This window comes from Bacillus sp. 105MF, from assembly GCF_000374885.1.
GTDB classification, from domain to species: domain Bacteria; phylum Bacillota; class Bacilli; order Bacillales; family Bacillaceae_G; genus Bacillus_A; species Bacillus_A pseudomycoides.
On sequence record NZ_KB895579.1, the window covers coordinates 53,474 to 65,633 of the forward strand.

Consider the following 12,160-nt stretch of genomic DNA (forward strand, 5'->3'; position numbering starts at 1 on the left):
ATTTATGGGTAGTAAACCCAAGTTTATTTAATAGAAGTAGCAAACTGTTCAACTGTAGTAGTGTTGTGCATACGAACGCGTTTCATTTTTAACAGTTCATCTGGCTCACCTTTTGTAATGAACTGTCCTGGTTTTGTCGTTGTCGCAAATTGATAATATTTCTTTGTTTCTTCTACAACTTTATCATTTACATGACCAAACGGGTATGCAATTGCAATGACAGGTTTACCAGTGATCTTTTCAAGCTTTTCTTTTGAACCCTTTAACTCTCCCTCATAGTTTGTGATTTTCGGTAAATCAGCATGTGTTGCTGTATGAGATTGGACAGAGAAAATACCCGAATCAACCATTTCTTTTATATCCGCGGTGGATAAGGAGCCTTCTGCATCGATGTTATCAACAATCATATATTCGGTTGCTGTCGGCTTAAATGTATCGTCTTTTAACTTTTGTAGAATATGAAATGCATTCATATTATTTTTCATACCATCATCAAACGTAACAAGAATTGGTTTATTTACTTTATTAATATCATTCCAATGTTCGAACGTTAATAATGTATAGCCGTTTTCTTTTAAATATTTCATTTGCGCTTCGAAGTTCGCAGGTGAGACAAATAAGCCTTTTATTCCTTGACCATAATAATCCTCAATCGCGTGATACATTAAGACAGGAACATGCTGCTGAAACGTGATGGTGGATGTTGTGAGCAGAATACTTTTTCCGCCCTCTTTTAAACCAGATGCTTCAATTTGATATTCACCACGTTTTCCGTCAAATTCTTTAATATCAAAAGGAATTGCAAACTGTTTGTTTTTATCTTTGGATGAAAATAATTTTGCGCTTTCTTTTCCATCAGCAGTTCGCCAAATTTTATATTGTACCTCGGTTAAAGAATCTTTTAAATCCGTTATATGGATAGCTGTATTTGTGGATTCATGTGTAATAGAACTCCAAGATATTGTACCTTGTGGTTGCACTTTTTCTACTTGCTTTTTTGGCTGTTCTTGAACCGTTTTCTCTTTTTTAGGTTCATTATTTGTATTGTTAGAATTACACCCTGCTAGAATGGCAGATGTACATAAAGCAATAGCTGCATATTTTTTCATAACGATCACCTTCTATTGTGTATTCACTTTTTCCCCGCATGAACGGGCAGTAAGACCCTCACCTTAAGATTCAGAGAGAAATGAAGAGGTCGGGCTGATTAAAGTTTCACTTTATATCGTTATAGTAAAGTGATGGTAGTTCAAAGAAACAAATAGTTAAGATGTTTCTCTACTTCGAAGTCTTTTTCTTTTTGCAGGCTTGTTCAGCGTTATGATCATGTAGCCAACAACAAAAATGAAAGGAATTAAAAATACATAACTAGGGATGCCGAAAACATAATGACTTTTTATGCTGAAAAATAATAAATGTAGGAAATCAAAAAGAGCATGTAATTTCATTTGTACCTCCATTAATCTTTTTACAAATTATAACATTTATAAAAGTGGAGCTAAATGTTCAAGGCTAAAATTTAAGCTAATTTTAAAGTTGGAAAAATAAATAAAAGAAAGGCTACTTTTTCATGAAAGCAGCCTAAAAAACGATTAATATTTTTCTTTCACAAGTGATGTAAACTGCGCCATTGTTGTATTAGGGCCAACAAAATGTCGCTTAATTAAGTATTGTTCATTTGGTGTGCCTTTTGTAATATGAGTTCCATGATCGGTAGTTACCGCAAATTCATAATGTTTCTTTGTTTCTTCCACAGCTGGGTCATTATAAGAACCTACTGGATAGGCAAGGGCGATCACTTTTTTGCCTGTAAGATTTTCAATTTTTTCTTTAGATACACGTAATTCTTCATCATAATTACTTGTATAAGCCATCATTGTATGAGTAGCAGTATGAGATTGAATGGAAAAAATACCCGAATCAAGCATTTGTTTTATATCATCTGTCGTAAGACGATTTGGTGTATCAATAGTACTTGAAACGAGGAATTCGGTTGCTGCTGGTTGGAATTTATCATCTTTTAATTTTTGCAAAATATGAAGAGCGTTCATATTATTTTTTCGGCCATCATCCATTGTCACAAAGACAGGTTTATTGACACGATTTACCTCGCCCCAACGTTCAAACGTTAACATTGTATAACCGTTATCTTTTAAATATTGCATATGTTTTTCAAATTGTTCTGGTGGTACATATAAACCTAAATCGCCATCACCTGGTCCAGGATATTTTTCAATAGCATGGTACATAAGGAAAGGTGCATACTGCTGGAATGTAATCGTAGATTTCACTAGAGGAACTTCAGTGTTGTCATTTTTTAATCCCACTGTTTCAATTTGAAATTCTCCACGTTTTAAATGAAATGATTGTAAATGAAATGGGAGAGCAAAATCACGCGCTTTTTCTTGTGATACAAAGGTTTGTTTACTTGTAGGTCCATCAGCTGTACGCCAAATATTGTAACGCACTTCCTTAAATGAATCTCTTAAGTTCTTTGTATAAAGTGTCGTATTCTTTGCATTGTATTCAAATGGATCCCATGAAATGAGTCCTTGAGTTACAGGTATTTCTACTGCTTTGGCTTGTACTTCTTTCGTCTCCTTTTGGCTCTTGTAAGTTGCTTCTTTTGTCTGTTTTTCACTAGTAGTGCTAGTGTCACAACCTACGAGAATAGCAGAAGAAAGCAAAGCGATACATGCATATTTCTTCATAATATCATCCTTCTATTGTGTTTTTAGTTTTGTCTCTTATATGTAATAATTTCTCTATTTGTCTTGTTATAAGAGATTATTGATTCAAATATTTCTATTTGAATCATACCCTTGTCTATCATATCACTATGAAATATAGAGGGGAATATCTCTTTTGGGAGAATTCGACAAAAATGCAGTTCAATTGCATGGAATTTGTCTTATATAAAATTTTGTAAATAAAAACAATTGTAGTTATAGATTGCCTTATGAAAAAAGATACCTCCGAAAAATAGCTAATTTCGGAGGTATCTTTAAAAACGCTTTTTTTACTTTTGGGTTTTTGTTGTTGGATATTTCTTTCACTGTAAACAGACAGAATACATCTTCTGGCCAATACTAGTATATATATATTTCTTAATATAAAAAAGAAAAATCGTATTGAAAAATGTATGCAATATTGCATATGATTACATTTCATTTGCAGATTGGTGACCTTCGCTCATAAAAAAATCACCCCAACATTCCAAAATGAAAGGAAGGATAGGGTAATTCATTGTTAAATAAATAATCCAGCAATCGTAGCGGATAAAATAGAAGCAAGTGTTGATGCAAATAGCATTTTCCAACCAAACTTAGATACGACACTTCCTTGTTTTTCGGAAAGGGCACGAATTGTACCAACAATCGCACCGATTTGGCTAATACTTGCGAAGCTAATTAAGAATACGGTAACGATTCCAACTGTACGTGGAGATAATGTTTTTGCAACTTCTTTTAAATCAAGAATAGCCACAAATTCATTTAAAACAATTTTTGTTCCCATGATTCCGCCAGCTGGGATAATATCGTGAGCTGGAATACCCATTAGGAATGCAAATGGTGCAAGAATGTAACCGAAGATTTGTTGCAGTGTAATCGCATGGCCCATTGCGCCTGAAGCTGCGCTAATTACATAGTTTACAACTTCCATCACACCGATAAAGGCGATCATTAAAGCAGCAACGATACCGGCTACTTTTAAACCATCTAATGCACCGTTAATCATTGCACCGATAAAGCTGTCTCCAAATAGACTTCTATCGAATTTCTGAACTGTTTCTTCTTCTTTCTTTGTATCAACTGGTGTTAATAAAGAACAAACAATTAAGCTAGAGAATAAATTCAGTGGCAACGCTGCTAGTACGTATTTCGCATCTAACATCATTACGTATGATGCTGTAACAGAAGCTGAAACGGAGCTCATTGCCGAACAGCAAATGATGAACATACGGTTTTTATTAAAATGCTGTAGGTCATTTTTAATAACGATTAATGCTTCACTTGAACCAAAGAATACAGAGTTTACCGCATGGAATGATTCAACGCGTGGTAAACCAGTAATTTTGGAAATTGCACCGCCGACAATTCGAACGATGAATGGTAAAACACCTAAATAACTGAAAATAGAAAGTAGTGCTGAGAAAAAGACAATAATTAATAATACATTTAAGAAAAAGACAAAGTCTCTTTGAATTCCATTAAAGAGAAAATCGACACCTGTCGTACCAAGTTTAATTAGTTTGTTGAAAACCTTACTAATTAAAATAATGATCTGTTGACCAATTTTTGTGCCAAACATAAACCAACCAATTAAAATTTGGAAACCAATCATAATAGCAATTGCACGGAAGTTGATTTTACTTTTGTTGTTTGACAAAGCAAAACATAAACCTAACACGACAAGAATGCCGATAACGCTCATTACATATTGCATGTAGTTGCCCCTTTCAGAAGTTCGTATAAAGTTTTTACATAAAACGCTCATTATATAACTATATAAATACAATTTGAAAAACCGACATAAAAACCCTTTCTTTTTAGATGGAAGAGAGGATCCGATCAAGCATAGAAGCGGTCAGAGCCTTTTTTAGCCCAGTGCCAAGTGAAACCAAAAAGGGAAAACATGAGCGGGCCACTTTTTATTCTTCATAGCTAAACGATATACTGAAAAGTCAAAATGAATATATATAATTAAAATAGGAGAGGTTTTATGTCATACGTAAGATGTCTGACCTTTTAGAAAAGTGAAAAATAAAAAAAGACCCATATTGATTCACTTTCATCTATGAGAGAAAGCTAATCAATATGAGTCTTTGTATACACAAACAAGCTAATATTCATTAGTTTTCCCCATAGTCCAGCAATTTTCGGTTGCCGGGTAGAAACTCTCGATCCATATTATCAAGTATATATGAGGGAACATCGTCCGTATTAAATTATTAGTAGCGTAACATTAGTCAACAAAATTCGTCAATAGCTTTTTTTCTTCCAATGGATAAAGAGCATATGAGTATGGTAAAATGTAACGCAGTGTTATGAAAAAGAGAGGTCGGAAAATGAGTAATAAAATGACGCCACCAGTTGAAAAGAACGAGTTTATAGATGTAGTATTTGAAGATTTAACACATGATGGTGCCGGTGTTGCGAAAGTGAAAGGATATCCTATTTTCGTAAAAAACGGGTTACCAGGTGAAGAAGCACAAATTAAAATTATTAAAGTAAAGAAGAACTTCGCATTTGGCCGTTTAATGAAGCTTCATACAGAAAGTCCATATCGTAAAGATGCAGAATGCCCAGTTTACAACCAATGCGGCGGTTGTCAGCTTCAGCACTTAACATATGAAGGACAACTAAAGGCGAAAGAAAAACAAGTGCGTGACGTAATGCAGCGCATCGGTGGACTGCACGACGTACCAGTTCATCCTGTTCTTGGTATGGAGAATCCGTGGGTTTATCGAAACAAAGCACAAGTACCGATTGGAGAACGTGAAGGCGGGCTTGTAGCTGGTTTTTATCGCCAAGGAACACATGACATCATTAATATGGAAACATGCTTAATTCAAGCAGAAGAAAATGATGCATTAATTCAAGAAGTAAAACGTATTTGTGAAAAGCATGGCATCACAGCGTACAACGAAGAACGTCATAAAGGAACACTTCGCCACGTAATGGCTAGGTACGGACAAGTAACAGGGGAAATTATGCTTGTCTTCATTACACGTACGGCAGAGCTTCCAAACAAAAAGGCGATCATCGAAGAAATTACAGCGAAGTTCCCAAATGTAAAATCAATTGTTCAAAACGTAAACACGAAACGTACAAACGTAATTTTCGGAGATACAACAACAGTCCTATATGGATCAGAATATATTTATGATTTTATCGGTGATATTAAATTTGCTATCTCAGCACGTTCTTTCTATCAAGTAAACCCAGAACAAACGAAAGTGCTATATGACAAAGCATTAGAATATGCAAAATTAGATGGAAATGAAACAGTAATCGACGCATACTGCGGAATCGGATCAATCTCGCTATTCCTAGCGCAAAAAGCGAAAAAAGTATACGGCGTTGAAATCGTCCCAGAAGCAATTGAAGACGCAAATCGAAATGCTGCATTAAACAACATAACAAACGCTGAATTTGCAGTAGGAGAAGCAGAGGTAGTCATTCCAAACTGGTATAAAGAAGGCGTAATTGCTGATACAATCGTCGTCGATCCGCCGCGTAAAGGCTGCGATGAGGCACTATTAAACACGATCATCGATATGAAGCCAAAACGCGTTGTATATGTATCATGTAATCCAGCAACACTAGCACGTGACTTAAAAGTATTAGAAGAAGGCGGATATAAGACGCAGGAAGTACAGCCTGTGGATATGTTCCCGCATACTACGCATGTGGAGTGTGTGGCTTGGTTGGAGTTGGTATAATAGAAAAGCAGTTGATATAGAAAAAATCTATACCATCTGCTTTTTTGTTTATAAAAATACCATTCAGGACCGACTTTAGTTAAAATAAACATTGCCGATTTTCACGATAGTTTTTCACAAATTATAAATGTCCAAATGTACTTGTGTTTGATAATAAGTTATTAAGCATGATATAAGTGTAAAAGAAGTGGAACATTTGGCTTTATATTTTTTGACCGAGAGTTTGAAGTTGTATCCATAGTGAGAGGATTTGAGTTTGAAATGATAGATAATTTTTGGCGTGATTTACCACGACCATTTTTTGTACTTGCACCAATGGAAGATGTGACAGATGTTGTTTTTCGTCACGTAGTAAGTGAAGCCGGTCGACCGGATGTATTTTTCACAGAGTTTACAAACTCGGATAGCTATTGTCATCCAGAGGGTATGAAAAGTGTGCGTGGCCGTTTGATTTTTACAGAAGATGAACAGCCAATGGTGGCACATATTTGGGGGGATAATCCCGAATATTTCCGTCAAATGAGTATTGGCATGGCAGAGCTAGGATTTAAAGGCATCGATATTAATATGGGCTGCCCTGTACCGAATGTGGCATCAAGAGGAAAAGGTAGTGGCCTTATTCTGCGTCCAGACGTTGCCGCAGAACTTATTCAAGCAGCAAAAGTGGGCGGACTGCCTGTCAGCGTGAAAACACGACTTGGCTTTAAGGAGCTAAATGAGTGGGAGGAGTGGTTAACGCATATTTTAAAACAGGATATTGCGAACCTTTCTATTCATTTACGTACAAGAGAAGAAATGAGCCAAGTAGATGCGCATTGGGAGCTAATTCCCGAAATCAAAAAATTACGTGACCGTATCGCACCAAATACGCTACTAACAATCAATGGAGACATTCCTGACCGTCAAACTGGGCTACAGCTTGCTGAAAAATATGGTATTGATGGCGTTATGATCGGACGAGGTATCTTTAAAAATCCTTTTGCTTTTGAAAAAGAGCCGAAAGAGCATAGCAGTAAAGAATATCTTGATCTTTTAAGACTGCAGCTTGATCTTCAAGATCAATATGCGGAAGTACTGCCACGTTCAATCACAGGGCTTCATCGCTTTTTCAAAATTTATGTCAAAGGATTCCATGGAGCTGCTGAATTAAGAAATCAATTGATGAGCACGAAATCAACAGATGAAGTGCGTGCATTGCTTGATAAATTTGAAAAGAGTGTTGATGGGACAGAGGACAGTGAAATGGTGTAACTCTCAAAAAGTTAGAGGGAAAATGATTCACATCAACTCACGTGTGCTTATTTTATTCAGTTTCAAGTTCCCTTGCAGCCGACAACTTTTGTTTGATAAAGTCTGTTTTCTGAAAGAAAAAGGTCTTAAGAATGTAATAAACCCACCAGCAACCTTGTGTTGCCACATACACTCTGCATATGTGGAGTGTGTGGCTTGGCTGAGTTTAAAATAAATTTAAAGCAGAAAATGAGCAGTGTTTTTGAGAGATCAAAGCACTGCTTTTTCTTTTCGTTAACGCAACGGTGGAAAGAGTCTTATAAGCGTACCTCAAGGTTTAATAAATATAGACCAGATCTATAGGCGCAAGGAAGGAGAAGAGAATAAATCAAAAAATCATTTGAATCTTTCCCCAGACTCAAGGTCCTCTTGAGTTTTTTAGTATGACCTTCACAAGTATTAATTTGGGTAAGACTATAAAACATGTCTGTAAAGTGTTAAAGTATTAATTTAGCGGACATTAACTAAAAAGTTATATTAAACATGATAGTTTAAAGCATGTTAGAGGATACGCTTTGACTGCTGGATAAATAACCAACATTTTAGGAGGACAAACAATGGCTATAAGCAATAATGATATTTTAATTAGAGTAAGATATGCTCTGGATATAAAAGATATAGATATGGTGGAGATGTTTAAACTTGGTGGCGTTGAAGTAACAAAAGAAGAAGTGCGAAAGATGCTGACAAAATTAAAAAACAGTTACTATGATGAAGTTGACGATGATAGTGATGTAGTTGAAAATGATTACGAAATAAAATGCAATAATGTTATGTTAGAGTCGTTTTTGAATGGTTTGATTACTTTTAAAAGAGGAAAACAAGATCCAAAACCAGGGCAATCGGATAGACAAGCGATGTCTTTAAAGAGTAATGGAAGTGTTAATAATCTCGTTCTAAAAAAATTGAAGATAGCACTATCATTAACAAGTGAAGATATGCTTGATATATTAGAAGACGTAGGAGTCATCGTAACAAAAGGAGAATTAAGCGCTCTATTAAGAAAAGAAGGTCATAAAAATTACAAAGAGTGCGGCGATAGATACGCAAGGAATTTCTTAAAGGGACTAGCTGTTAAATATAGAGGATAAGGGATAAGTATTGTAGCATTTATGGTAAAGCAGTAAATGATATAATAGATAGAGTAGGGAGTTTGTAGCCTACTCTTTTTTATTTGTAAAAATAACAAGAACAAATACGCTAGGTGATGAAATGATACATACATATTTAGGTGAGACAATCAATTTTCATATAAATTACAAGAAAAAAAAATCAGTACGTCTTTATGTAGATTCTTACGGAAATGTTGAGGTACAAGCTCCGAAAGGGACGCCTGTTGAATATATAATCCAGTTGTTAGAGGAGAAATGGGATTGGATTCAGAAAACACGTAAGGAAATGCAGGAGAGAGTGCTTGGGTCACAGGAAAAGGCTTATGATCAAGGAGAGGGCTTTCTGTATTTAGGAAACACGTACCCGATACAGATTTCTCAAGATACAAGTATTGAGCAAGATAATGCGGTGTTTGAAGGAGATAAGCTGCATATTTATGTGAAAGAGCTTAAGAATGAGAAAATACAACAAGCTTTAAAACGATTTTATTATAAACAGTGTAAAGCGTTAGTAGAGAAGAGTATTAAATCGTATCAAAGTAACTTTAAAACAAAGCCGCGTTTAATCCGTATTTCAGATAGTAACCGTACATGGGGAACCTGTGATTCAAATCTACAGTTAACGTTTAATTGGAAGCTAGCAATGGCACCTCAGAGGGTGATTGACTATGTAGTTGTTCATGAAATGTGCCATATGGTCCATTTAAATCACGATCGATCTTTTTGGCGTCTTGTTGGGAAGATAATGCCTGATTATAAGGAGATGGAAAACTGGTTAGCGTTATCAAGTTGGAAAATGACGGTTTAGTAGTGATATCGTTGGAGTGATTACTATTGCACTACAGTTTTAGTTTATAATTGCTTCTTCTCTTATAACTGAACTCACAAACATTCCATTGTATTGCCGTATACACTCTGGACATGTGGAGTGTGTGGGTTGGCTTGTGAGAGAAGGTTAATAATAGGTGTAGTAGTGTGAGTAATCCTCCTTATTGTAGTAGCGATAGGGGGATTTTTATTTAGGATTACTTATGGTGAGAAGTATCACAAGTGATAGTAAAGCGTAAAATAGAATTCATACTATTTTAAAGAAAGAAGAAGTATATCTTACACAATATGTCACATTTGAACAAGCAAACTTAGCGCTATTTCAATATATTGAGGGATGCTATAACTGCAAGAGGATTCATAGTAGCGTTGGTTATAAAACTCTTCAAGCAATAGAAGATTTGGCTAAAAAGGTAGCTTAGATTTAATTTTTTTGTGTCCAAAATATTGACTCAAATCCACCATTTTTTAACTCGTAAGTAATTAATAAACGCAGAAAGTGTTTGAATAACACGTTTCTGCGTTTTGGATTTTTGAGGGATACATTTTTTAAATATTATTGTGATTTCTTATCAAAAAACAAGTTTAAATCCGTTTTGTCTGTATCTTCTGCTAAAGCGTCATGTATACTATTGTTTAATAATTGCATTTTTGGTTTTTCAAAAAATGGGACACTTATCAAATAAGGTGTTCCTGATTTTTCAATTTCTAATATTGTTTGAATTCCACTACCTGCAATCCCTATACCTAAAATTAGTAGTATCAAACCAAGGATAAAGCTATCGCCTAAAGAATTCAATCCGGTGAAAAATATAAATAATCCTAAAATGATTGGTTTGATAAAGTATTTGGTAGATAACATAGCTCCAGAAATATTTTTTAGAGGGATACTTTGTTGGTCTTTACCAGCAGGGATAAATCCTAATAATGTATTTGATAAGTTTGTTTTTACAAACCTATTATCGACCTCTACTTTACCTTTTATCCAAAAGAATAGTAAACTAGTTGAAAATTCAATCTTTTTCATTATTTCACCCCCCTATTGTTAAATTATTACATAAAATGATAACATTAATATGTTATCATAGATATTTCGGAATATATATAAAATTTTGAAAATATTGTTAAATTATCCTAATCCTATTTTTCTTTTTGTCCGTTACATTTGGCTGAACAGTATAAAGAGAATCTATTTACGAGGGAGAACAGGGGGATTAGCTATATTCTTGAGTTAGGACTTAGGATATAACATTACACCTTGAGTAAATTGAACTGTACCCCGAATCGTGGACACTTAAAAAATGGCTCCGGTACAATACCGAAACTATCGTTTAAGTGCTTAATTTTTAAAGGTCTTTGTATTAAACTTATAAATGACAGTTTAAAGATGTACACTTTTACTTGAAATAAGTATGTTTTAAAACGATTAGGGAAATCTAGTTAAAATATAACTACTAAGCCATTTCAGTTAAAAATATATGTATATGGATATTGGTTGTACATTATTTTTGTGAATTATTTCATATGTGTAGTTGGATGGTTTGTGTAACAATACCACTTCAACTACACATATGCCAACAACTGGAGCGTTGGTGAAAGGTGTTAGTCAGAGTTATAAACACAAAAAGCCCTGCTTATATTCAAGTGTTTTTGTATAAAAATATATAATTAAAACTATATATTTTTATACAATCATTTATATGAACTGTCCATTTTATAGGGTACAGTTCAAGTAAGCATTCGCTTTTCTTTTAGCTAGAATAAAAAAATTACTAACAACTACTATCTTACTTCCCAAGTCGAACAAAATATTCCCCATCATGATGCTCTATCTCATAACTACGATAACCCTCTATTAGAAGTTTCTGTTGCCTAGATGTATCACTCATCGGAACTGTCTTAACAGTCGTCCAAACTTTCTCCTCATTCCCACGTAGTTTCTTCACAAAAACATAACGCATATCCCCACCATACTTTTCCTTCAATGCCGCAATTTCCATTCCTTGCGCGAACTTATCTTTTAAGCTAGGAATATTAAATGGCGCAACTGTACAACAAACGTAATCGTATTTGCTGTCTGTTTGTGTTAATTGTTCCATAATCACTGTTGCTAATATTTTCTGCATGCCGTTTCCACGGCACTTTGGATGAACATTTGAGATTTCTTGGTAAATAACACGGTCTAAATCATCCTCAGTTAAACCAATATCAAACCCTAAATGTTCGTTATCAATAGGTGGGACTAAGAGTGCACGAAACGCAATCAGCTCTTGATCTACAAATGCACCAATTATTAAGCCGTTTCCGTTTAATATATATTGATATTCTTCTAACGTAAGAGGTTGCAAGCTATCTGTATTTTCTAATGCTTCAATTACAACATTTTGTAAGGATAAAATTTGCTGGATGTGATCGAAAGATAATGGTGCGACCTTGAATCTTTGTTCGTTTTGTTTTAATGTTCCTTCATAAAGAATGTTCATGT

9 protein-coding genes, 1 pseudogene and 1 riboswitch are annotated in these 12,160 nt (G+C 34.7%); of the genes and pseudogenes, 5 read left to right on the forward strand and 5 right to left on the reverse strand.

The window, feature by feature from the left end; all coding sequences use genetic code 11:
* Positions 1-23 precede the first annotated feature (23 nt).
* The 3 genes from C564_RS0119560 to C564_RS0119575 all read right to left on the reverse strand — a co-directional run bounded on the left by C564_RS0119560 (position 24) and on the right by C564_RS0119575 (position 4,446).
* Positions 24-1,109 (reverse strand): polysaccharide deacetylase family protein, encoded by a 1,086-nt coding sequence (locus C564_RS0119560; protein WP_018766497.1) that lies wholly within the window; start codon positions 1,107-1,109, stop codon positions 24-26.
* A 483-nt stretch (positions 1,110-1,592) separates the two neighbouring features.
* Positions 1,593-2,711 carry a polysaccharide deacetylase family protein gene (locus C564_RS0119570; protein ID WP_018766498.1) on the reverse strand — a complete coding sequence of 373 codons (1,119 nt, stop codon included), beginning with the start codon at positions 2,709-2,711 and terminating at the stop codon, positions 1,593-1,595.
* Between the two features lie 538 nt (positions 2,712-3,249).
* The gene (locus C564_RS0119575) at positions 3,250-4,446 is read right to left on the reverse strand and encodes a NupC/NupG family nucleoside CNT transporter (protein ID WP_018766499.1); all 1,197 of its coding nucleotides are present in this window, start codon (positions 4,444-4,446) and stop codon (positions 3,250-3,252) included.
* 399 nt (positions 4,447-4,845) lie between these two features.
* Positions 4,846-4,947: riboswitch (purine riboswitch) on the reverse strand.
* 121 nt (positions 4,948-5,068) lie between these two features.
* On the opposite strand from C564_RS0119575, the gene rlmD reads away from it, so the two are divergent.
* From rlmD to C564_RS35095, 5 genes and pseudogenes are all read left to right on the forward strand, one after another.
* Positions 5,069-6,445 carry a 23S rRNA (uracil(1939)-C(5))-methyltransferase RlmD gene (gene rlmD / locus C564_RS0119580; RefSeq protein ID WP_018766500.1) on the forward strand — a complete coding sequence of 459 codons (1,377 nt, stop codon included), beginning with the start codon at positions 5,069-5,071 and terminating at the stop codon, positions 6,443-6,445.
* Positions 6,446-6,706: 261 nt separating this feature from the next.
* Positions 6,707-7,696: a tRNA dihydrouridine synthase gene (locus C564_RS0119585; RefSeq protein WP_018766501.1), complete on the forward strand. Its 990-nt coding sequence runs from the start codon at positions 6,707-6,709 to the stop codon at positions 7,694-7,696.
* A 596-nt stretch (positions 7,697-8,292) separates the two neighbouring features.
* The gene (locus C564_RS0119590) at positions 8,293-8,826 is read left to right on the forward strand and encodes a DUF1456 family protein (RefSeq protein ID WP_003205667.1); all 534 of its coding nucleotides are present in this window, start codon (positions 8,293-8,295) and stop codon (positions 8,824-8,826) included.
* 121 nt (positions 8,827-8,947) lie between these two features.
* On the forward strand, positions 8,948-9,655 hold the full coding sequence (locus C564_RS0119595) for a M48 family metallopeptidase (RefSeq protein WP_018766502.1): 708 nt from the start codon (positions 8,948-8,950) through the stop codon (positions 9,653-9,655).
* A gap of 268 nt (positions 9,656-9,923) precedes the next feature.
* Positions 9,924-10,097: pseudogene (locus C564_RS35095) on the forward strand (IS3 family transposase); the annotation flags it as partial.
* A 134-nt stretch (positions 10,098-10,231) separates the two neighbouring features.
* On the opposite strand, the gene C564_RS0119600 reads toward C564_RS35095, so the two are convergent.
* Positions 10,232-10,702 carry a hypothetical protein gene (locus C564_RS0119600; RefSeq protein ID WP_018766503.1) on the reverse strand — a complete coding sequence of 157 codons (471 nt, stop codon included), beginning with the start codon at positions 10,700-10,702 and terminating at the stop codon, positions 10,232-10,234.
* A gap of 760 nt (positions 10,703-11,462) precedes the next feature.
* Positions 11,463-12,158 (reverse strand): hypothetical protein, encoded by a 696-nt coding sequence (locus tag C564_RS0119605; protein ID WP_018766504.1) that lies wholly within the window; start codon positions 12,156-12,158, stop codon positions 11,463-11,465.
* Between the last annotated feature and the right edge of the window lie 2 nt (positions 12,159-12,160).

Excerpts from the sequence above, each read along its gene's own strand:
- C564_RS0119560 (WP_018766497.1), bottom strand. The coding sequence starts at position 1,109 with ATGAAAAAATATGCAGCTATTGCTTTATGTACATCTGCCATTCTAGCA.
- C564_RS0119570 (WP_018766498.1), bottom strand. The coding sequence starts at position 2,711 with ATGAAGAAATATGCATGTATCGCTTTGCTTTCTTCTGCTATTCTCGTA.
- C564_RS0119575 (WP_018766499.1), bottom strand. The coding sequence starts at position 4,446 with ATGCAATATGTAATGAGCGTTATCGGCATTCTTGTCGTGTTAGGTTTA.
- rlmD (WP_018766500.1), top strand. The coding sequence starts at position 5,069 with ATGAGTAATAAAATGACGCCACCAGTTGAAAAGAACGAGTTTATAGAT.
- C564_RS0119585 (WP_018766501.1), top strand. The coding sequence starts at position 6,707 with ATGATAGATAATTTTTGGCGTGATTTACCACGACCATTTTTTGTACTT.
- C564_RS0119590 (WP_003205667.1), top strand. The coding sequence starts at position 8,293 with ATGGCTATAAGCAATAATGATATTTTAATTAGAGTAAGATATGCTCTG.
- C564_RS0119595 (WP_018766502.1), top strand. The coding sequence starts at position 8,948 with ATGATACATACATATTTAGGTGAGACAATCAATTTTCATATAAATTAC.
- C564_RS0119600 (WP_018766503.1), bottom strand. The coding sequence starts at position 10,702 with ATGAAAAAGATTGAATTTTCAACTAGTTTACTATTCTTTTGGATAAAA.
- C564_RS0119605 (WP_018766504.1), bottom strand. The coding sequence starts at position 12,158 with ATGAACATTCTTTATGAAGGAACATTAAAACAAAACGAACAAAGATTC.